We start from the raw sequence: 19,338 nt of genomic DNA on the forward strand, positions 1-19,338 counted from the left end.
AAAAAATGTAATAAAAACGCTGTTTGGTGTTTGACAAGATGCCACAAGCTCTATATATTTCGCCTCTCACAAGGCATTACTGCTTTATGAATTGCCGAGATGGCGGAATTGGTAGACGCGCTAGTTTCAGGTATTAGTGGGGGTAACCCCGTGGAGGTTCGAGTCCTCTTCCCGGCACCAAATTTAAAGGCTAGTCAGAAATGACTGGCCTTTTTTGCGTCTGGAGTAACTGTTCATTGATTGATTACCATCCACCTGCCCATACTGGCCTGCAAATCCTCTATCAAGATGACTCTCTAATCGTAGTCGATAAGCCCGCTGGCCTGCTTTCCGTCCCCGGTCGTGGTGCAGATAAACAGGATTGCATGATTAGCCGAGTACAAGCCGAATTCCCCGATGCCTTAACCGTCCATCGTCTCGACATGGGTACGTCTGGCATTATGGTGATAGCGCGGGGCAAGGCGATGGAGCGGGCGTTAAGTATCCTGTTTCAGACTCGGCAGGTACATAAACGCTACGTAGCCGTGGTGGCAGGGCAACTGGCGGAAGCGTGCGGTGAAATTAATCTGCCACTGCTCACCGATTGGCCTAACCGCCCACGCCAGATCGTCAGTTTTGAGCTGGGCAAGCCTTCCAGCACCCGCTATCAAGTGCTGGAACAGGATGCAGTGGCAAATACTACCCGCGTGGAACTCGAACCCATTACCGGGCGTACCCATCAGTTACGGGTGCATTTACAGGCGTTGGGGCATCCGATCCTCGGTGATGAGCTATATGCTAGCGCGGAAATTCTCGCGCAAGCCCCGCGTTTGTTGTTGCACGCAGCCTGTATCCATTTTCCGCACCCGCAGTCTGGCACTATTTTGACAATTCGCAGCCCGATTCCTTTTTAATGGCTAGCATCCTACTCAGGTTTACGTCAAAATTCGTCCGATCGTTAGCGGGAACTCTGTGGGCTAACTTAGTTCTAATGCCGTGACGACATATTATAAATTATTGAGGTGTTCATTATGAAAATTTCCATGCGTACTTTGTTGATTGGTGCTGTTTCAGCAACGCTGATGGCTGGTTGTAGCCCTACTGGGGAAATGACCCGTGCACAACAAGGTGCTCTGATTGGGGCTATCGGTGGTGCTGTTGTTGGTAAAAACACGGGTGATAAAGACCGTGGCCACACTATCGCAGGTGCGGTCGTTGGTGGTTTGGCTGGTGCAGCCATTGGCAATTATATGGATGAGCAAGAAGCAGCTTTGCGCCAAAACTTGCAAGGTACGGGCGTAGAAGTGACTCGTCAGAATGACACTATCGTGTTGACGATGCCTGATGCAATCACGTTTGACTTTGGTCAGGCATCGGTTAAGCCACAGTTCTATGGTGTGTTAGGTGGCTTGGCTAATACCCTGAATCAGTATCCAGAAACCCGTATTCAGATCGCGGGCCATACTGACAACGTGGGTAGTGATGCATCTAACCTACAACTTTCCCAGCAACGTGCTAACGGTGTGCGCACTTATCTGGCAAGCACTGGTGTAGCCGCGCAGCGTATGCAGGCTGTAGGCTATGGTGAAAGCCGTCCGATTGCTGATAATAGCAGCGAATCTGGTCGTGCTCAAAACCGCCGTGTTGAAATTACGTTGATTCCTTTTCAGCAGCAATAAAAACACAATAGTCGGAAAACCGGCACATAACCTATAATCCGTTATATGATTGAAGGCTCCATAGGGAGCCTTCTTTGTATAAAAATGGATTTAACGTGCGGGAACAAATTCCAAATATCATCACAGTGATACGCATCCTTTCTATCCTGCCGATTTGTTGGCTGTTGTGGAGGGAGTCGTATGCGTTGGCGCTGGCTTTGCTGGTGTTGGCTGGTTTATCTGACGCGCTCGACGGTTTTCTGGCGCGGCGCTACAGTTGGTTTACCCGTCTGGGGGGAATGCTTGATCCGGTGGCAGATAAGTTGTTTGTGATGGCAGTGTTCATCGTCTTTGGCCTGAAAGGGCATTTGCCGTGGTGGTTGATCGTGTTGGTGATTGGGCGTGATGTGCTGATTGTGTTAGGCGCAATTGTTTACCGACTGGTCACCGGCAGCCTGGATATGCGCCCTCTAATCATTAGTAAAATTAACACCGGATTGCAGATTTTTTTGTTGGCGACTACTTTGTTACACATCGCGCTTTTCCCGTTGCCGAGCTGGTTTAATCTGGGCTTGCAGTGGGGCGTGGCGGTGACGACTGTGCTGAGTGGCGCTGCCTATGTATTGTTGTGGAGCCGTTATGCGTGGCGGAAAGGTGAATCATGATACTGGATAGTGGGCGTTGGTTCTGGTTGGTGGTGTCAGGTATTGTAGTGAGTTTGTTGTATTTACTGGCTCCTATTCTGACCCCCTTTCTGACAGCGGCTTTTCTAGCGTATCTGGGCGATCCGTTGGTTGACCGGCTAGAAACGTGGAGACTTTCTCGTACCTTGTCGGTTACTACCGTCTTTCTGGTTATTTTCTTATTTATTCTGCTATTTTTCCTATTCTTGTTACCCGTTCTGGAAACACAGGTGAAACTGTTTATTGGCAAGGTACCAGCTTACATTGACTGGGTGGTGAATGTGCTAGGGCCATATTTACATGAACATTTTCAAGTGGATACTAGTGTTCTTGAGGTGGATAAAATTAAGTCCGTTATTACGTCGCATTGGCAGGAAACCGGTGGGTTTATTCGTAATGCGATTCAGACCATTTCTAAGTCAGGTTTTGTAGTATTGGGCTGGGTGGCAAATTTGGCATTGATTCCGATCATTACGTTTTACTTGTTACGCGATTGGGATCGAATGGTCGCCTATATTGATGATTTGTTACCACGTTCGATTGAACCATTAGTGGCTAAACTGGCAACTGAATCAGATGAGGTATTAGGGGCATTCTTGCGCGGTCAATTGTTAGTGATGCTGGCATTGGCTGTGATTTACTCCCTTGGTTTGTCATTGGTTGGCTTGGAGTTTGCTTTACTGATTGGTCTGATTGCTGGATTGGTAAGCTTCGTGCCCTATCTTGGATTGATCGTTGGTGTGTCGATTGCAGGGATTGCTATCCTGTTTCAGACACAGGATGTGTTTGATTTATTTTGGATACTAGCAGTATTCGGGGTGGCTCAAGTGATTGAGGGGACTGTGCTGACGCCATTATTGGTGGGTGAGCGGATTGGTTTGCACCCAGTGACGGTCATCTTTTCTGTATTGGCAGGTGGGCAGTTGTTCGGTTTCTTTGGCATATTGCTGGCGTTGCCAGTGGCGGCAGTATTGGCGGTAATCATGCGGCATATCCACGATACCTACAAGCGAAGCCATATTTATACTATAGACGGGCTTGAGGGTGAGGAATTAACTAATTATCCAGAGGCCAATGATAACGTGCTAAAAGGGCAGGAATGATGCAACAACTGACATTGAACGTCGGTATACGTGAAGGCCATCGCTTCAGTTCATTTTTTGTGACACCAGAAAATGCTGAGTTATTAGGTGCACTGAAACGCGGTTTTGAAGAAGATTTTCCGCAAATTTTCCTGTGGGGTGAAACTCAAGCAGGGAAATCCCATTTACTGCAAGCGTATTGTGAACGTTATTACCAGCGCGGCATGATGGCGGCTTATTTGCCGTTGGCCAGTTGTGCTAAATATGGCACGCGGGTGTTGGCGGGCGTGGCAGGCAAGCATCTGGTGGCAGTTGATGAGTTGGATGCGATCATCGGGCAACAGGATTGGGAAATCGCGTTGATGAACCTGATCAATACTTGCCGAACCAATAATCAACCGTTGATCATGGCAGCACGAACTAATCCTCGTGAGATGAGCTGTGTGCTACCTGATTTCGCTTCACGTTTATTGTGGGGGCCTGATTACCGGTTACATCCCGTGCATGACGGTCAGTGCCTTCAGGCAATGGCTTGGCGGGCGCATCAACGTGGCTTTGAATTATCAGAGCACGTCATGAAATATATTGAGCGGCATTATCCGCTAAATATGGCTACGCTCATGGCAGTGCTGGATAGGCTAGATGCCGCCAGTTTAACAAAGGGGCGAAAAATTACGCGGGAATTTATCCGCGAGGTTATGCAGAATGCACCCCCCATCTAGTCATTATCAAAACAAGGAGATTATTATGGATATCAATAGTTTTTTAGATCAAATGCTGCAATCTGGTAAAGATTTCGCCCAGAAAGGCCAGACATTAGCAGAGGAAAAATTGGGTGTTCCCGCAGAAGGTGAGCAACGTGACACAATGCTATCAGGGATGAAAACTGGTGCAGCGGCCGCAGGCGTATTGGCTTTGTTGTTAGGAACGGGGGCTGGCCGTCGGGTAACGGGTGCGGCTGTCAAAGTGGGTAGTCTCGCCGCGCTGGGTGGTTTGGCCTATCAGATGTACCGCCAGTGGGAAAATAATCCGAGTACTTCAGGGGGGGCACAAGTTGCCGAACCCGCTTTATTAGAAGCACCTGCTCCTAAAGCTAGCGCGGAAGTACTAATGAAAGCCATGATTGCAGCTGCCAAAGCAGATGGGCATGTAGATTCCACTGAACTGGCAACTATTCGCCAACAATTGGTAGAAATGGACTTGCAGGAGGACATGAATGACATGATCCTGACGGAATTGGCAGAGCCATTAGATGCTAAAGGTATTGCAGCACTGGCGAATAACGATTTGGCAGTGGCGACCGAAATTTATTTAGTATCGGCAGCGATTATTGATGAAGCGAATGAAGCAGAAAAAACGTATCTGGCTGATTTACGTAGCGCCTTGCAGTTGCCTGAAGAGTCAACCAATACCACCATGCCATTATAATTTACTGTATTGACAATAGGGTGGAGGCGCAAGATTTTGCGTCTCCGTCGCTTTTTAATACTTTTTCAGTCTCAAGCGTCATTATAGTCAAAAACGTCTTTAATTCGTCGTTCTAGTGCTTTACGTTCTAGATAATCTTCAACATTGCGTCGCACAACATGTGGTTTGATTTTTTTACAATCTAACGAAACAGTCGTTGCCTTTTCTAACTGAAAGATTTCATCTTCTTGTTCAGTATAATATTCTTTGCTATTACGCATGGTAAGAAACTCCACAACTGAAGTGTTGATATGCGAACGTAGTATAAAAACTATAGCTTAACTGGTGCTGATTAAGGTGCCTTCTGTTGGAGATTTTGCTGAAAACGCTGAATTCTTTGAAGAAAGGGTTCTGGCGCTTCATAACCTGCAAGTCGTACTGCTTTGATTTCTTTGCCATTTGGTGCGAAAAATAAAACCTGCGGTGGGCCAAATAATCCAAAATGTTTATTTAATGCTTTGTCTTGTGCATCATCAGCTGTGACATCGGCTTGTATTAATAAGGTGTCTTTGAGGCTTGTCACAACATTCTGATCTTTAAAGGTTTTATGCTCAAGTTCTTTACAGCTCACGCACCAATCAGCATAAAAGTCGAGCATAACGGCTTTGTTTTGGTTTTTTGCTTGCTCTAATGCTTGTTGTAAGCCTTCCATGCCTTTGATTCGCTGAAAATGGAGTTTGTTTTCTGCGGCAGCGGATGTGGCCATAGCATAACCACCGCCAAATACGCCTTTCAGTGGTTGTAATAGGCTACTACTGCCTGCTGCTACACCGAAGAGAATCATGCCGCCGTAGAAAAGCATGATGAGGCCAAGGCTTTTCCAGAAGCGTCCCCAGCCACCGGCTTCATCGTTGATTCTTTCCAATGCTCCCATGTAAATGCCAGAGCTGACGAGCAGCGTGCCTGTTAAGGCCATGGTGACCTCTGGGGGTACTACACGGCTTAGCATCCATATCGCCAATCCCAGCATCATAATGCCAAAAATGGCTTTGGTCGTATCCATCCATGCCCCGGCACGCGGTAGCAAGCTGCTGGCGGATGTACCAATCATCAATAGTGGCAAGCCCATGCCCAGACCTAGCGAGAACAGTGATAAGCCACCAAGGAGGGCGTCACGCGTTTGGGCAATATAAACCAGTGCACCGATGAGTGGCGCTGTTACACAGGGGCCAACAATCAGGGCAGACAGGATGCCCATGATGCCTGCGCCGATAAAGCTCCCGCCTTGTTGACGGTTGCTGATCTCGGTTAGGCGACTTTGAATGCTTGCTGGCATTTGCAGGTCATAAAAGCCGAACATTGAAAAAGCCAGTAAGACAAATAAGCCTGCGAATGAGCCGATAATCCATGGATTCTGGAACATGACTTGAAGATTTGCCCCACTTAGCCCCGCCACGACCCCAACAATGGCATACGTTAGTGCCATTGGCATCACATAGGATAGGGATAGTAGAAATGCCTTGCGTGGAGAAAGGTCATTGTTCGATGAGCCTGCAATAATGCCAGACAATATCGGAATCATTGGGAATACGCATGGCGTAAAAGCCAACCCCAAACCCGCTAGGAAAAAGAACAATAGGTTGCTGAAGTAACTGTCATCCCGCATTCGCATGGAAATGGCATCTTCAGGCGAGGTGGGTATGGTTTCTGCTTGTTCCTGCTCCAATGGCTGTGCATCGGGTAACCCGGCTAGCGTTAATTCATGGCTTTGCTTGACAGGAGGGTAGCAAATACCTGTGCTGTCTGAGCACCCTTGGTACTCAGTTTCCACAACCAGCTTCTGCAAACTTTCTGCTTGTAAGATTGGAATTTTGACATCAATATCTTTGCCATATACTTCAATTTTGCCGAAGTATTCATCATCAACCATTTCACCTGTTGGGAAAATTGGCGTGCCTAGCTTGACACCTTGTGGTTCCTTGATGCTGAACTTGATTTTTGGACGGTATAAATGATGTTCAGGTTGGATTATCCAGTGAGCATTTAACGTTCCTTTATCTAGCGCTGTCATGTCAAACACGAAGGCTTGCTCTACGGGTATAGCATTGCCCGCAGGTGGCTTCTGGGCTTGCTTGATAAGGTCAGTTAGTGTGGATTTATTATTGTTAGTATTTTTAGTAACAGGTTCTACTTGATCAGTATTGGCTGCCGCAAGTTGTAACGTGGCTGTTTTTCTTTGAGGGGGATAGCATAGCCCAGCATCGGCACATCCTTGATATTTAACTTTAAGTGCTAGCTCGGTAGCCTGAGCGGTGTTCTGATTGGGGGCAATCGGAATTTCTATAACAACTTCGTGATGATAGACCTCGGTTTCTCCAAAATTGGGATCATTTTTGGTATCACCCTTGGGGAAAATGGGAGTCGCTAGTGTGAGATTTTCTGGATTGTCAGGTTCAAAATTAAAGCGTTCACGGTATAGGTAGTAACCATCAGCAATATCCCATGTCGCTTTGATTTTATCAGGAGCTATCATTTCAGCCTTGAACTTGAAGGCTTCATCAGGAGGTAGCAGGTCTTCTTGCTTGAGTGCGTGTGCTTGCATCGAAACAACTAGGAGCAGCAAGAAACACAGCGCATTCCTCACGCCAACAAGTTTGCTGTGCGCCTTAATCAAGTTTAGATAACTAATCATCTTTCAACATGGTTTAACTAGATGCGAACAATAGTAGAGTAAATGAAGGTAATCGGCAAAATATCTTCACATCATTTGATAGTATGAAGGAATTTTTTCTGACGAGAAGATTAAAGTAGTGATTTATGCAACATGTCGTGGTGCTATTACAACAGAAGCCTGAAGCATTTTCAGGCATTCTGTGTTTCAATACTGGAATATCAATCTGGAATTAAGCATTCATTCAGGTCATGCTGAGCCGCAACCCATTCTTGTACCCAAACTGGCTTTCTGCCACGACCACTCCATGTCTCTTCTGGGTTATTAGGGTTGCTGTACTTTGCTTTAACAGCACGTTTTTTAGTAGTGCGGACTTGTAATACCTCATCGAGAGTAAATCCAGCTTCTTCAATCATGTCATCAATGGCTTGACGTAAATTCAGTAACTCACCGTCACGACGATTTGCTATAGCACTATCAATACTGCCTTTGAGTTTTTCAAGTTCCGCGACGCTAAGATTGGAAATATCAACATTGGGCATGAATAACACCTTTCCTTTTGCATTATGTTTAAAAAATATTTCCGTATATTCATGCTCTTTAATCTTATTGTCAAGGGGTGGTTAATGAAATGAGATAATTTTAATATTCTTTGTCAATAATATTAAAAGACGCTTTTTGTTTTTACTATTGAGTCTAGCTGAATGCTGGTTTTTTATCAGATGAGCGGGGTGGCAGTTGTCAAGTAAATTAGTTACTATTGAGGTGGTTATTTAATCATAAATATTACATAAGATACCTGTTAGGGGGATTCGATGCGATTTGTCGTTCCAATCCTGTCATTGGTTGCGTTTGCTGTTCTATTTGTCTGGATATTGTCCAGCGGTCAGCTAAACAAGCTATCTATGGCAGATGATCTGTCTTGGCTGACAGCTTTTGTGCCTTATTTGTTGTTGGGAATTAGTGTTGGGCAATGCGTTGCAATCTACCTTTTGATACATCATAGAAGGCTAATTACGACTGAAAATGCGGTGATTGTTTCCACAGAAATGGATGCCACAATACTGAAGCCATCGTTCTTACAGGACTCAGTGAATACAGATTGGGTGCTTGATGCTTTAGCTGGGGGGGTGATTGTTACCAATCAACTGGGTAATATCACCTATATGAATGCTAGCGCAGAGAAACTGACACTATGGCAGAGAGATAAGGTTTTGGGTGAACATGTTAGCAAGGTACTCAAATTGGAGGATTTGCAGGGAAATTCTTTAGGTGTGAAGGCATTTGAAACTAATTTATCGCATCCGAACCATCCCTTACAATTTGGTCAAGTTAAGCTGTATCCTCGTGTTGGTGAAGAGCGTTTTGTTGAGTTAAATACAACCTGTATTCTTGAGCATTGTAAGGCAATTGTTTTTATTTTTCGTGATGTTACGGCAGATCGAAAGATCATTAACCGTTTATACCGTCAGGCCTCGCGTGATGCATTAACAGATTTAATGAATAGAACCAGTTTTGAACAATATGTGGAACAGCTGGCTCATGACACTTCCGCTCTTACGCGCAGTCATCTATTAGCTAGTATGGATTTGGACAATTTCAAAATTATCAATGATACCTGTGGACATTTGGCAGGAGATGAGTTGTTAAAACAGGTTTCACAAATCTTTCGACGGGCGGTGAGGCGTTCCGATAAAGTGGCACGGATTGGCGGTGATGAGTTTGCGGTATTTTTAGAGGGTTGTGGTCTCGAGAAGGGGCGCAACATCATGGAAACGATATTGGTTGAGCTGCGTAACTTCCGTTTTAGTTGGGAGGGAAAGGTATTTACCATTGGTGTGAGTGTCGGCTTATTAGAGTTTATGCCTGCTGCGAATATTCAAATCAAGCAACTGTTTTCAGACGCTGATAAAGCTTGTTATACCGCTAAAGCATTGGGGCGTAATCAAGTATTTATCCATGCTGAAGAGAAGCGTGAGGAAATGTCGAACCAGCGGGTTCATGACTGGGCTAAGCTGCTGAAGGATGCCATTCGCGAAGACCGTTTTATCTTATTTGCCCAGCCAATTGTGCCTTTACATGCAGAACGTTCCCAACAGCTTCGACAGTATGAAATATTATTACGCTTGCCATTCCGGCAAGCATTGCTGAATCCCGGTAGTTTTTTACCGGTTGCTGATCGGCTTGATCTGATGACGAGTATTGATCGATGGATTATTCGCAAGTCACTGGAGATGTTGGTAAATTGCCGTGGAGATCAGCAAAGCCAACCCTGCCAGGAAATTCGTTTGATGATTAACCTGTCGGGGCAGTCTGTGCAGGATGCGCGGTTGTTTGGGTACGTTGAAGAGCAGATTAATCACTTCGGCATTAACCCTAGTATGATTTGTTTTGAAATTTCTGAATCGGTGGCTATCAGTAATTTTGTCCACGCGAAGCGGGTAATGAATGCATTGCATAGCCTCGGTTGCCATTTGGTGCTGGATGATTTCGGTAGCGGTTTTTCATCCCTCAGTTACTTACGTGAGTTGCCGTTGAGTTACCTGAAAATCGACGGTAATTTCGTGCATAACCTAGTGTCCAGCCCGGTGGATGCGGCGATGGTTAAAGCAGTGCACGATGTGGGTCAAGTGATGAACTTGTTGACGATTGCTGAGTTGGTCGAAGACAGTGAGACGTTGGTACGTCTGCGTGAGATTGGCGTGGATTTTGCCCAAGGCTATTATTGTGGCCGCCCGATTCCGCTGGTGCAGTTACGTGAGCGGATGCAGAACGAAAGGGATGTGCAGGCAAAAGCGGCCTAAATTTTACAAATTACCTTGAAAACATAAAGTTCAGACCAATATGGTTTTTATTATTGGTTTGAATGGACTGTTGGGTAATGCGTCGCTTTCCTGTATTTACTGTGCTGTTGTTGCTGGTTCCGTTCATTGAGCTTTGGTTGCTTATCAAGGTGGGCAGCGCCATTGGTGCGTTTGCGGCCATCCTGCTGTTGATCCTGTCTGGTGTGTTTGGCATGTTTTTGCTACGCCATCAAGGGCTGGTAACCTTGGCAAAATTCCAGCGTGATATGCAAACGGGTCAACCCCCTGCCCAAGCGGGGCTTGAAGGTATTATGCTGCTGCTTAGCGGCTTGCTGTTCATCATTCCCGGTTTTTTCAGCGATATACTCGGGCTAATCTTGCTACTGCCACCTACTCGTTACTTGTTGATCAAAGCCTTGCTCAAACGTGGCGTGGTGTCGGCTACTGGCTTCCAATATTCGCAATCTTCCCGCTCTTACAATAGCCATGACATCGAAGGCGAAGTCGTGCATCGGGACGATGATACAAAAAATTCACTCGATCGCCCTTGACTTTACTTAAGCCGTCCCTATTATTAGCACTCACTAGCCTTGAGTGCTAACAACAACCCTAATGCCCTAATCTTATTGGTTTGAGGAGAATACTGACCATGAATATCCGTCCATTGCATGACCGCGTTGTAGTACGCCGTATGGAAGAAGAGCGCAAAACTGCCAGCGGCATCATCATCCCTGACAATGCTACTGAAAAACCTGATCGCGGCGAAGTGCTTGCGGTAGGCCCAGGCAAAGCAGGTGACAACGGTGAGCGTATCGCGCTGCAAGTTAAAGTCGGTGACAAAGTTTTGTTCGGTAAATATGCCGGTACCACAGTAAAAATGGATGGTCAGGAAGTGCTGATCATGCGTGAAGAAGACCTGCTGGCGATTATCGAAGGCTAATTAAGAGGATTATAAGATGAGTGCTAAAGAAGTACGTTTTGGTGATGACGCTCGCGTTCGCATGGTTCGCGGTATCAATGTTCTGGCTAACGCCGTAAAAGTTACACTGGGTCCTAAAGGCCGTAACGTCGTTTTGGAAAAATCGTTCGGCGCACCGACTGTGACCAAAGATGGCGTTTCCGTTGCCAAAGAAATCGAACTGGAAGACAAGTTCGAGAACATGGGCGCACAGTTGGTTAAGGAAGTATCTTCCAAGACTTCTGACGCGGCAGGTGATGGTACTACGACTGCAACCGTACTGGCGCAAGCCATCGTGCGTGAAGGCATGAAGTCTGTTACTGCTGGCATGAACCCTATGGATCTGAAGCGCGGTATCGACAAAGCTGTCATCGCTGCGGTTGCTGAACTGAAAAAAATGTCTACGCCATGCGCAGACACCAATGCCATTGCACAGGTTGGTAGCATTTCTGCTAACTCTGACGACGCCATCGGTAACATCATTGCGACTGCAATGGACAAAGTTGGTAAAGAAGGCGTTATCACCGTTGAAGAAGGTTCCGGCCTCGACAACGAACTTGACGTTGTAGAAGGTATGCAGTTTGACCGTGGCTACCTGTCCCCATACTTTGTGAACAATCAACAAAGCATGTCGGCTGAATTGGAAGGCCCTTACGTACTGCTGTACGACAAGAAAATTTCCAATATCCGTGAACTGCTGCCAGCCCTCGAAGGCGCTGCGAAAGCAGGCAAGCCACTGATGATCATCGCTGAAGACATCGAAGGCGAAGCACTGGCGACGCTGGTGGTGAACAACATCCGTGGTATCGTTAAAGTGGCAGCCGTTAAAGCACCGGGCTTTGGCGACCGTCGTAAAGCCATGTTGCAAGACATCGCTATCCTGACGGGCGGCACGGTTATTTCTGAAGAAGTCGGTTTGGCTTTGGATAAAGTCACGCTGGACGATCTGGGTCAAGCCAAGCGCATCAACATCACCAAAGACAACACCACCATCATTGATGGCGCGGGTTCTCCTGATGACATCAAAGCGCGTGTTGACCAAGTGCGTTCACAAATCGAAACCACTTCATCCGATTACGACCGTGAAAAACTGCAAGAGCGCGTTGCCAAATTGGCAGGCGGCGTTGCGGTCATCAAGGTCGGTGCTGCTACCGAAATCGAGATGAAAGAAAAGAAAGCCCGCGTTGAAGATGCCCTGCACGCTACCCGTGCTGCGGTTGAAGAAGGCGTGGTTCCTGGCGGTGGTGTTGCACTGGTACGTGCGCTGCAAGCGATTGCAAACCTGAAAGGCGACAACCACGAGCAAGACGTGGGTATCCAAATCGCGATGCGTGCGATGGAAGAGCCGCTGCGCCAAATCTGCGCTAACGCTGGCGATGAGCCATCCGTTATCCTGAACGCGGTGAAAGCGGGCGAAGGTAACTTTGGTTACAACGCACGTACTTCCGAGTACGGCGACATGATCGCGATGGGTATCCTTGACCCAACTAAAGTTACCCGTACTGCATTGCAGAACGCGGCATCTGTTTCTGGCCTGATCATCACGACCGAAGCAATGGTCGCTGAACTGCCGAAGAAAGATGGCGGCGCTGGTATGCCAGACATGGGCGGCATGGGTGGTATGGGCGGCATGATGTAAGCTGCGGCTTATTCTGTCTCCGAAGGAAACCCCGCTTGTCGGGGTTTTCTTTTGTGGGTAAGGCTTGAATTCAGGCGACAAGAAGTCTATATTTTTGGTATATACTTTTTAATGAGGGTCGTGTGATGCAAACAGCAAAAATCTTTCAGAATGGGCGTTCGCAAGCCATTCGTTTACCCAAAGCCTTTCGCTTGTCGGGTACTGAGGTCAAAATTTCCCGCGATGGCAACCGCATTATCCTTGAACCACTGGAGCAATCCTGGGACGATTGGTTGCTCGCCATCGACCAGTTTTCAGACGATTTCATGGCGGAAGGGCGCGACCAGCCCGCCGTGCAAGAGCGGGAGTGGTGATGAAGTACCTGCTGGATACCAACATCTGTATTTACCTGATCAAAGAAAAACCGCCAGCAGTGTTGGTGCGCTTCACGGCATTGAAACCAGCGCAAGTATTTATTTCAGCCGTGACGGTATTTGAACTGTATTATAGCGTTGAAAATAGTCAGGCTCACAAACGCAACTTGGCGGCGTTGGAAAAATTCCTGCGCCCGATGACTGTACTCGACTTTACCCCTGAAGATGCCAAACAAGCTGCGTGGATTCGTGCCGACCTCAAGCGCAAAGGTACACCCATTGGGGCTTATGATCTGCAAATTGCCGCGACAGCGTTAGCCAATGGCTTGACGGTCGTGACCAATAACACTGATGAGTTTAAGCGGATCGTCGGGTTAAGGCTGGAGAATTGGGTTTAGTGGATAAAGTGGGGAAGGGTTAACAAATTTGTAGTTGTTTTCTAACGTTAAGTTCAGCGGCAGGCTTTAATTTGCGCTTTTGTGGAAACCTTTTGCGAAGCAAAACCACAAAAGCGCAAATTAAAGCCTGTCCAACGGAGGCGCGCAGCGCCGCAGTGATGCTGGAACGCCTTGTTAGGCATGGCCATTTTGACCCTCAATAGCAAAGTCAAAATGAAACACGTCTTCGCGTGTGCCTAGTTTTGAGTACAGCGCTATAGCTGGCTGGTCTTCAACGCCTTTGTCTGATTGGACGAACACAACGTAAGCGCCTCGCTTTTTTCCTATCGCTTTTAGCTTTTCAATCAACGCGGTTGCTACGCCCTGCCTGCGATGAGTTGTTAAAACTGCAAGGTCGTAAATATAAAGTTCACTTCTTTGCTGTTCAAATTTTTGAAATTCATATGCCGCGAGACCACCCACGACCAAGCCGTTATCAACCGCTACCAGAGCGAAGAATGTCGGGTTGGCGAGTAATTTTTGTAGATAGCTGGATGATGGTTTTTTCGCTGCGTAACTTTCAGGATCGTTGAACGCCTCACCAAACATCGCGTTCAGCGATTGCAATAGCGAAACATCATTTTCGGCGAGGTGAATAATTTCAACTTGCACTTACTCTCTCCTGATGCCTAACTACTATTAGACGACCTAATGTCGCCGTTAAAAACGACATCCTGTCGTATATCTCCGACTGGATACCAACGATTTCAATGGATTGTAGCGTATCCTTCTATGAAATACGACCTAAACGAAAAGTGGAAAACGACATGATTAACCCGCCAGAAAAACAACCACCAAAGCTGCTTGACCAAGTGCGTGACCGTATCCGCGTTAAGCATTACAGCTTGCGTACCGAAGATACGTATGTCGGTTGGATCAAGCGTTTCATCCTGTTCCACAACAAACGCCATCCCCGCGAAATGGGGGCGCGTGAGATTGAGGCGTTCCTATCATACCTCGCAACCGAGCGTGACGTGTCCGCCAGTACCCAAAACCAAGCCTTGTCCGCAGTTCTGTTTTTATACAAAGAAGTGCTTGAGATGCAACTGCCTTGGCTGGATGGTGTGACCCGTGCGCGAAAACCCAAACGCTTACCCGTGGTGCTGACCGAAGATGAAGCCAAGCGTGTGTTGGCAGGTTTGCCGGGGCGTTGGTCACTGATCGGGCGATTACTGAGTTGCAGACACAGCTACAAATTGTCAAACAACTGCACCAACTAGAACCTGACCCAGATTGCGAATGATTGCGGCATTTCGCAGAAAACGGTGGAGGCGTGGATCTCAGTGTTGGAAGCAAGTTTATTTGGTGGTGCGTTTACAGCCGTGGTATCGCAATTTCAGTTGGTTTACGGCGGGGAGCAGGCGCAACACCGGGCAGTGGCGCAAGTTGTGCCGTGGCGGAATTTGGCGGGATTATGCGACTAACGCCATACCGGCACACAAAGCTGCCATGTAGGCATCAAACGCGGAAACCTTTCCATTCCCTCAAGTTCGCCCCGCAAGATTTCCCAACGCACCAAATCAAACGAATCCCGATACAAGTACGCCACCCAATCCGCCAGTAGCACGGCTGCGTAGGTTTCTGCATCGCTAGAATCGCAGCGAACAATCCCCGTGCTGTGCTGGTAGCCAGTTACCACCGTTGCCGCGTCATAGCCCCAACGGTGCAGTGCAATCGCCGCCGTACCTGCCCGAAATGTCACCTCTTCGGGCAACGTTGCCTCTGCATCGGAGGCAATCGGATCAAGTGCTGCCGGTAATTCCGAGAAATGCAGCTTGGCAAACAAGGCTTGAATATGCGCGTCAAGTTCGGGCGTATTCGCCTCATGCCAGAAATTGAAGACCACGGTTTGGCGTGGCGCAGTCACTTCAGTGACACCATGATACGACTCTGCGTGCAGCAGAAAGCCAAACGCTTTGTTGTATTCAGGGTTAACACTGAACATCACTTCGCCCTCTGGTGAGGCAAATAATTCCAGCACACCGCCATGTTCTGCTTGCCAGTCCTTATTGAGTTGCACCACCAGCCGCGCAAGTTCATAACCCAAGAGTGGGCGGTCGCTGTGTATACCAATCACTTGTCCGGGCAGCATTCGTTGCGCTGTGACCAGCACACGATCGACGAGTGGCAACCCGGTAATGTCACGCATTCTGGCGAGTATTTCGGTCTGAAACGTTGCCGGAATCATCGTGGTAACATCAGACAGCGAACAGCGGTAAAATGCCCCATCCCGATGTTGCCATGCATTATCTTGCGAAAAAAGGCTATCCAGTACCGCACACTGTTCCTCAGAAAAGGCGGCATCTACCGCAAAAAAAGGGAAAGGGTGAAGGTGGTGGTCGGGCTGCAAAAGCAATCGCTACACTCCTATAGGAATAATATCGGCATAAGCAAACCCATCTCGCTCAATCACCGCACCGATATTGACCGGAATGGTCTTCTTGAACATGGGGCCTGCCACTACCACTGTGTGGATTTCACCGTTTTCGCCGCATGGGTGGCAATCATGAGGGAAGCCTGCAATCACGTCTTTAGACCAACGTTGGCCAGCAAGCTGTGCGGGGAGTTTGTTTAGGTCAACGCTACTAATATGCGCGTGTAGCCCAGCCGATAGCATGGCTTCAACCAGATATTGAGTACACATGCCCCACAAGGGGAATAGCGGGCTAATCCCGCTACCTTGCAGTTGCCGTTCTCGGTATTGACGGATTTCATTCACAAACAGGTCGCCAAAAGCCATGCACTCAATCTGATTACGGGCGGCTGTGGCGATGTATGCTTGCATAATGGCATCGTATTGTTCATTGCTGCATTCGTCTGGTAGCACGACCAGTTCAAGCGGTAAACCTGCTGCATCCGCCTGACGATGTAGCATGTCAATGCTGGTATCGTGCATGGATGCCCGGTTGTGTTTTTGCTCAATAAGGGTAAATAAACCAACCAGTTCAATGGCAGGGTCTTGCTGAAGCAAATGCAGCGCCCATGCACTATCTTTACCGCTGCTCCAACTGAGCAGGGTTTTCTTTCTGGTACACTTTTTGCCTTTGAGCATTAACGGTACTGCCGCAAATACCACCATTCAAACCCGCGTTTCGCCCAATGGAATACGCGGGAAGCGGGTAATACCACTGAACGTTTTTCAGTGCGCGATACCAACATCCCTTTGTTTACGGAGTCGACGATGCACACCAGTTCAACCTTGAAGGTCGCATCGGTCGCGCCGCCATTCAGTTCACCCAGCAAGTTTTTGGCAGCGGCTTCGGCTTGTAAATCAGCCATGTGCGCTTGCTTTGGCATCCAGTCGGGGCCGGGGAAACTGCCGGAATCGCCTGCGACGTAAACCTTGTCCCAACCGTCGACCTTGCAGTGTTGGTCAGCCTTGAGCAAACCGCCAGCAGAACGGGGCAGGGTGGTGTTGTCGAACCACAGGTTGCCGGTCATGCCGGGCATGAACAGGATCAGGTCTGCGTTGAATTCGCCGCCTTCGGTCGTCACTTTTTCAGCGGTGAAGCTTTTCATTTTGTGACCGAGGTGGGTTTCAATGCCGCGCTTGCCCATTTCAGACAACAGGCCAGACATGGCTTTGGGGCCCAGACGGTTGCCGGGTTGTGCAGCAGGGCTGAAGAATACCAGCTTGAATTTGTCACGACGACCTTGCTGACGCAGCAGGGTATCGGTGCCGAACAGGAACTCGAACATTGGCCCCCCACGCATCGCGCTGGGTTCGTTGGGGTTGCCTGCGAAACCGATGGCTATAGTGCCACCCTGCATTTCTTTCAGGCGGTCACGGATTTTTTCCGCTGCACTGATGCCTTCGCACGGCGTGATAGCGTGTTCGATGCCGGGCAGTTTTTTGATGAAACGGCCGCCGGAAGCGATGATTAAGCCGTCATTGGCCACTTCACCGTTGTCGGTTTCGACGATTCGTCCGCCATCGCGTAGGCCAGTGACATTGCCTTGGTGGAACTTGACGTTCATGCGACCAAAGAAGTTAGCCAGTGGTACAGTCAGGTCTTCGCGGGTGCGTAAGCCGTTGGGAATCCAGATAATGCCCGGCAGGTAGTGCAGCTCGGCAAGCGGGGCAATCAGGGTGATTTCCGCATTTTTATCTTGTTTGCGCACTTGGCGCACGGCGCTTAGGGCAGCAAAGCCTGCGCCGATAATGGTTATTTTGTTCATACTGTGTCCGTATCCGTTTTTGATACTGAATTATGTTGAGTAATTTACTCGGATAAAATGATAAAAAGCAAACTATCCCGCTGTATTTACGCGCGTTTCCAGGTTGTGCCGCCCGCGCCATCTTCCAGAAGTACGCCTTGCGCCTTGAGTTCGTCGCGGATGCGGTCGGATTCTGCCCATTGTTTGGCGGTGCGGGCATCCAGCCGTTGCTGGATCAGGGTTTCGATGGCGTCATCGCTTAACCCGTCTGCATTGGCAGAGCCTTTGAACCAGCTTTCCGGGTCATCTTGCAACAGCCCAAGGACATTGCCAAGGCGTTGCAGCAACGCGCCGAGTGCGGCGGCTGAGGCATCGCTTTGGGTTTTGCGGATGCGGTTAATGTCGCCCGCCAGTTCAAACAGCACCGCCATGGCTTCGGGGGTGTTGAAGTCGTCATCCATCGCCGCGATAAAGCGATTTTCGTAATCGGTGTAGGCTGCCGGGCCTGATTCAGGCAGACCACGGATAGCCGTATATAAGCGTGACAGCGAGGCGCGTGCTGCATCCAATTGATCCGTGCCGTAATTCAACTGGCTACGGTAATGGCTGTTGAGGATGAAAAAGCGCACTTCCGCTGCTTTGTAATCTTTCAATACTTCACGGATGGTGAAGAAATTGTTCAGCGATTTGGACATCTTCTCGTCGTTGACGCGGATGAAGCCGTTATGCATCCAGTAATTGACGTGCTTGTGTCCGGTGCAGCCTTCGCTTTGGGCGATTTCGTTCTCGTGGTGCGGGAATTGCAAATCGCTGCCGCCGCCGTGAATGTCGAAGTGATCCCCCAGCAGTTTTTGCGACATGGCGGAACATTCGATGTGCCAACCGGGGCGACCTGCTCCCCACGGCGCATCCCATGCCGGGTCGCCGGGTTTGCTGGCTTTCCACAGCACGAAATCCAGCGGGTCGTCTTTCACTTCGTCAACGGCAACCCGTTCACCCGCACGTAAGTCGTCCAGCTTGCGCCCGGAGAGTTTGCCGTAACCCTCAAATTGGGAGACGTCGTAATACACATCGCCGTTTTTGCCCTGATAGGCGATGCCCTTGTCCAGCAAGGTCTGGATCATGGCGAGCATCTCTTGGATATTGTCAGTGGCACGCGGTTCCGCATCGGGGCGCAGCACGCTCAGGCTGTCTTCATCTTCGTGCATCGCGTCGATGAAACGTTGGGTTAGGGCGTCAATCGGCTCGCCATTTTCGGCGGCACGTTTGATGATCTTGTCGTCAATATCGGTGATGTTGCGCACGTATTCGACCGCGTAACCGCTGGTTTTGAGGTAACGGTAAACGGTATCAAACACCACCATGACCCGTGCATGGCCGAGGTGACAGTAGTCGTAAACCGTCATGCCGCACACGTACATGCGTACTTGGCGCGGTTGAATGGGTTCAAAGACTTCTTTCTGGCGAGTCAGGCTATTGTAGATGTGCAACATGAGGGCTCTTCAACAG

General features: G+C 48.6%; 22 protein-coding genes and 1 tRNA gene. 15 read left to right on the plus strand and 8 right to left on the minus strand.

What is annotated here, in order from left to right; genetic code table 11:
- Positions 1 to 93 precede the first annotated feature (93 nt).
- From Q394_RS0101720 to Q394_RS0101750, 7 genes are all read left to right on the plus strand, one after another.
- A tRNA-Leu gene (locus tag Q394_RS0101720) sits at positions 94 to 180 on the plus strand.
- Positions 181 to 236: 56 nt separating this feature from the next.
- Entirely contained in the window at positions 237 to 893 is a 657-nt protein-coding gene (locus tag Q394_RS0101725; protein WP_028487760.1) for an RluA family pseudouridine synthase, read from the plus strand.
- Positions 894 to 1,010: 117 nt separating this feature from the next.
- Positions 1,011 to 1,658, plus strand: a complete 648-nt coding sequence (locus Q394_RS0101730; protein ID WP_051542602.1) for a YiaD family glycine zipper/OmpA-like lipoprotein — start codon at positions 1,011 to 1,013, stop codon at positions 1,656 to 1,658.
- Between the two features lie 95 nt (positions 1,659 to 1,753).
- On the plus strand, positions 1,754 to 2,302 hold the full coding sequence (locus Q394_RS0101735; protein WP_028487762.1) for a CDP-alcohol phosphatidyltransferase family protein: 549 nt from the start codon (positions 1,754 to 1,756) through the stop codon (positions 2,300 to 2,302).
- Positions 2,299 to 3,423: an AI-2E family transporter gene (locus tag Q394_RS18710; protein ID WP_038140145.1), complete on the plus strand. Its 1,125-nt coding sequence runs from the start codon at positions 2,299 to 2,301 to the stop codon at positions 3,421 to 3,423. The genes Q394_RS0101735 and Q394_RS18710 overlap by 4 nt, the downstream gene beginning before the upstream one ends.
- Entirely contained in the window at positions 3,420 to 4,124 is a 705-nt protein-coding gene (gene hda / locus Q394_RS0101745) for a DnaA regulatory inactivator Hda (protein WP_028487763.1), read from the plus strand. The genes Q394_RS18710 and hda overlap by 4 nt, the downstream gene beginning before the upstream one ends.
- Positions 4,125 to 4,149: 25 nt before the next feature.
- Positions 4,150 to 4,830 (plus strand): tellurite resistance TerB family protein, encoded by a 681-nt coding sequence (locus tag Q394_RS0101750; RefSeq protein WP_028487764.1) that lies wholly within the window; start codon positions 4,150 to 4,152, stop codon positions 4,828 to 4,830.
- 71 nt (positions 4,831 to 4,901) lie between these two features.
- Here Q394_RS0101750 and Q394_RS0101755 read toward each other — a convergent pair whose 3' ends face one another.
- The 3 genes from Q394_RS0101755 to Q394_RS0101765 all read right to left on the minus strand — a co-directional run bounded on the left by Q394_RS0101755 (position 4,902) and on the right by Q394_RS0101765 (position 8,022).
- Positions 4,902 to 5,090 (minus strand): PA3496 family putative envelope integrity protein, encoded by a 189-nt coding sequence (locus tag Q394_RS0101755; protein ID WP_028487765.1) that lies wholly within the window; start codon positions 5,088 to 5,090, stop codon positions 4,902 to 4,904.
- Positions 5,091 to 5,161: 71 nt separating this feature from the next.
- The gene (locus tag Q394_RS0101760; protein ID WP_245606714.1) at positions 5,162 to 7,411 is read right to left on the minus strand and encodes a protein-disulfide reductase DsbD; all 2,250 of its coding nucleotides are present in this window, start codon (positions 7,409 to 7,411) and stop codon (positions 5,162 to 5,164) included.
- A gap of 290 nt (positions 7,412 to 7,701) precedes the next feature.
- Positions 7,702 to 8,022: an H-NS histone family protein gene (locus Q394_RS0101765; protein WP_028487767.1), complete on the minus strand. Its 321-nt coding sequence runs from the start codon at positions 8,020 to 8,022 to the stop codon at positions 7,702 to 7,704.
- Positions 8,023 to 8,295: 273 nt separating this feature from the next.
- On the opposite strand from Q394_RS0101765, the gene Q394_RS18715 reads away from it, so the two are divergent.
- The 6 genes from Q394_RS18715 (at position 8,296) to vapC (ending at position 13,632) form a co-directional block, all read left to right on the plus strand.
- On the plus strand, positions 8,296 to 10,284 hold the full coding sequence (locus Q394_RS18715) for a putative bifunctional diguanylate cyclase/phosphodiesterase (protein ID WP_051542608.1): 1,989 nt from the start codon (positions 8,296 to 8,298) through the stop codon (positions 10,282 to 10,284).
- A 77-nt stretch (positions 10,285 to 10,361) separates the two neighbouring features.
- On the plus strand, positions 10,362 to 10,835 hold the full coding sequence (locus tag Q394_RS0101775; RefSeq protein ID WP_028487768.1) for an FxsA family protein: 474 nt from the start codon (positions 10,362 to 10,364) through the stop codon (positions 10,833 to 10,835).
- Positions 10,836 to 10,933: 98 nt separating this feature from the next.
- Positions 10,934 to 11,224: a co-chaperone GroES gene (groES, locus tag Q394_RS0101780; RefSeq protein WP_028487769.1), complete on the plus strand. Its 291-nt coding sequence runs from the start codon at positions 10,934 to 10,936 to the stop codon at positions 11,222 to 11,224.
- A 16-nt stretch (positions 11,225 to 11,240) separates the two neighbouring features.
- The gene (gene groL / locus Q394_RS0101785) at positions 11,241 to 12,881 is read left to right on the plus strand and encodes a chaperonin GroEL (RefSeq protein ID WP_028487770.1); all 1,641 of its coding nucleotides are present in this window, start codon (positions 11,241 to 11,243) and stop codon (positions 12,879 to 12,881) included.
- A gap of 125 nt (positions 12,882 to 13,006) precedes the next feature.
- Positions 13,007 to 13,234: a type II toxin-antitoxin system antitoxin VapB gene (gene vapB / locus Q394_RS0101790; RefSeq protein WP_028487771.1), complete on the plus strand. Its 228-nt coding sequence runs from the start codon at positions 13,007 to 13,009 to the stop codon at positions 13,232 to 13,234.
- A complete protein-coding gene (gene vapC / locus Q394_RS0101795) occupies positions 13,234 to 13,632 on the plus strand; it encodes a type II toxin-antitoxin system tRNA(fMet)-specific endonuclease VapC (protein WP_051542610.1) in 399 nt (132 codons plus the stop codon). The genes vapB and vapC overlap by 1 nt, the downstream gene beginning before the upstream one ends.
- A 174-nt stretch (positions 13,633 to 13,806) precedes the next feature.
- On the opposite strand, the gene Q394_RS0101805 is transcribed toward vapC, so the two are convergent.
- Complete coding sequence (locus tag Q394_RS0101805) at positions 13,807 to 14,283, minus strand: AAC(3)-I family aminoglycoside N-acetyltransferase (protein ID WP_028487773.1); 477 nt, start codon at positions 14,281 to 14,283, stop codon at positions 13,807 to 13,809.
- Positions 14,284 to 14,438: 155 nt separating this feature from the next.
- On the opposite strand from Q394_RS0101805, the gene Q394_RS18720 reads away from it, so the two are divergent.
- Positions 14,439 to 14,891, plus strand: a complete 453-nt coding sequence (locus Q394_RS18720; RefSeq protein WP_051542611.1) for a phage integrase N-terminal SAM-like domain-containing protein — start codon at positions 14,439 to 14,441, stop codon at positions 14,889 to 14,891.
- Between the two features lie 63 nt (positions 14,892 to 14,954).
- On the plus strand, positions 14,955 to 15,095 hold the full coding sequence (locus tag Q394_RS22230) for a hypothetical protein (RefSeq protein WP_156946715.1): 141 nt from the start codon (positions 14,955 to 14,957) through the stop codon (positions 15,093 to 15,095).
- On the opposite strand, the gene Q394_RS0101820 is transcribed toward Q394_RS22230, so the two are convergent.
- The 4 genes from Q394_RS0101820 to cysS form a co-directional block, all read right to left on the minus strand.
- Positions 15,092 to 16,027: a 2OG-Fe(II) oxygenase gene (locus Q394_RS0101820; protein ID WP_211248777.1), complete on the minus strand. Its 936-nt coding sequence runs from the start codon at positions 16,025 to 16,027 to the stop codon at positions 15,092 to 15,094. The two genes, Q394_RS22230 and Q394_RS0101820, sit on opposite strands and share 4 nt — an antisense overlap.
- Before the next feature lie 3 nt (positions 16,028 to 16,030).
- Entirely contained in the window at positions 16,031 to 16,723 is a 693-nt protein-coding gene (locus tag Q394_RS0101825) for a Dph6-related ATP pyrophosphatase (RefSeq protein ID WP_028487775.1), read from the minus strand.
- Positions 16,723 to 17,850, minus strand: coding sequence for an NAD(P)/FAD-dependent oxidoreductase (locus tag Q394_RS0101830; RefSeq protein WP_028487776.1), 1,128 nt, complete (start codon positions 17,848 to 17,850; stop codon positions 16,723 to 16,725). Before Q394_RS0101830 ends, Q394_RS0101825 begins: the two co-directional genes overlap by 1 nt.
- Positions 17,851 to 17,936: 86 nt before the next feature.
- The gene (gene cysS / locus Q394_RS0101835) at positions 17,937 to 19,322 is read right to left on the minus strand and encodes a cysteine--tRNA ligase (RefSeq protein WP_028487777.1); all 1,386 of its coding nucleotides are present in this window, start codon (positions 19,320 to 19,322) and stop codon (positions 17,937 to 17,939) included.
- Positions 19,323 to 19,338: the final 16 nt, after the last annotated feature.

Source organism: Thiothrix lacustris DSM 21227, from assembly GCF_000621325.1.
Lineage (GTDB): Bacteria > Pseudomonadota > Gammaproteobacteria > Thiotrichales > Thiotrichaceae > Thiothrix > Thiothrix lacustris.

Bases quoted from the DNA above. Each gene is read 5' to 3' on its own strand.
- Q394_RS0101730 (WP_051542602.1), top strand. From the start codon at position 1,011: ATGAAAATTTCCATGCGTACTTTGTTGATTGGTGCTGTTTCAGCAACG.
- Q394_RS18710 (WP_038140145.1), top strand. From the start codon at position 2,299: ATGATACTGGATAGTGGGCGTTGGTTCTGGTTGGTGGTGTCAGGTATT.
- hda (WP_028487763.1), top strand. From the start codon at position 3,420: ATGATGCAACAACTGACATTGAACGTCGGTATACGTGAAGGCCATCGC.
- Q394_RS0101750 (WP_028487764.1), top strand. From the start codon at position 4,150: ATGGATATCAATAGTTTTTTAGATCAAATGCTGCAATCTGGTAAAGAT.
- Q394_RS0101755 (WP_028487765.1), bottom strand. From the start codon at position 5,090: ATGCGTAATAGCAAAGAATATTATACTGAACAAGAAGATGAAATCTTT.
- Q394_RS0101760 (WP_245606714.1), bottom strand. From the start codon at position 7,411: ATGCAAGCACACGCACTCAAGCAAGAAGACCTGCTACCTCCTGATGAA.
- Q394_RS0101765 (WP_028487767.1), bottom strand. From the start codon at position 8,022: ATGCCCAATGTTGATATTTCCAATCTTAGCGTCGCGGAACTTGAAAAA.
- Q394_RS18715 (WP_051542608.1), top strand. From the start codon at position 8,296: ATGCGATTTGTCGTTCCAATCCTGTCATTGGTTGCGTTTGCTGTTCTA.
- Q394_RS0101775 (WP_028487768.1), top strand. From the start codon at position 10,362: ATGCGTCGCTTTCCTGTATTTACTGTGCTGTTGTTGCTGGTTCCGTTC.
- groES (WP_028487769.1), top strand. From the start codon at position 10,934: ATGAATATCCGTCCATTGCATGACCGCGTTGTAGTACGCCGTATGGAA.
- groL (WP_028487770.1), top strand. From the start codon at position 11,241: ATGAGTGCTAAAGAAGTACGTTTTGGTGATGACGCTCGCGTTCGCATG.
- vapB (WP_028487771.1), top strand. From the start codon at position 13,007: ATGCAAACAGCAAAAATCTTTCAGAATGGGCGTTCGCAAGCCATTCGT.
- vapC (WP_051542610.1), top strand. From the start codon at position 13,234: ATGAAGTACCTGCTGGATACCAACATCTGTATTTACCTGATCAAAGAA.
- Q394_RS18720 (WP_051542611.1), top strand. From the start codon at position 14,439: ATGATTAACCCGCCAGAAAAACAACCACCAAAGCTGCTTGACCAAGTG.
- Q394_RS0101825 (WP_028487775.1), bottom strand. From the start codon at position 16,723: ATGCTCAAAGGCAAAAAGTGTACCAGAAAGAAAACCCTGCTCAGTTGG.
- Q394_RS0101830 (WP_028487776.1), bottom strand. From the start codon at position 17,850: ATGAACAAAATAACCATTATCGGCGCAGGCTTTGCTGCCCTAAGCGCC.
- cysS (WP_028487777.1), bottom strand. From the start codon at position 19,322: ATGTTGCACATCTACAATAGCCTGACTCGCCAGAAAGAAGTCTTTGAA.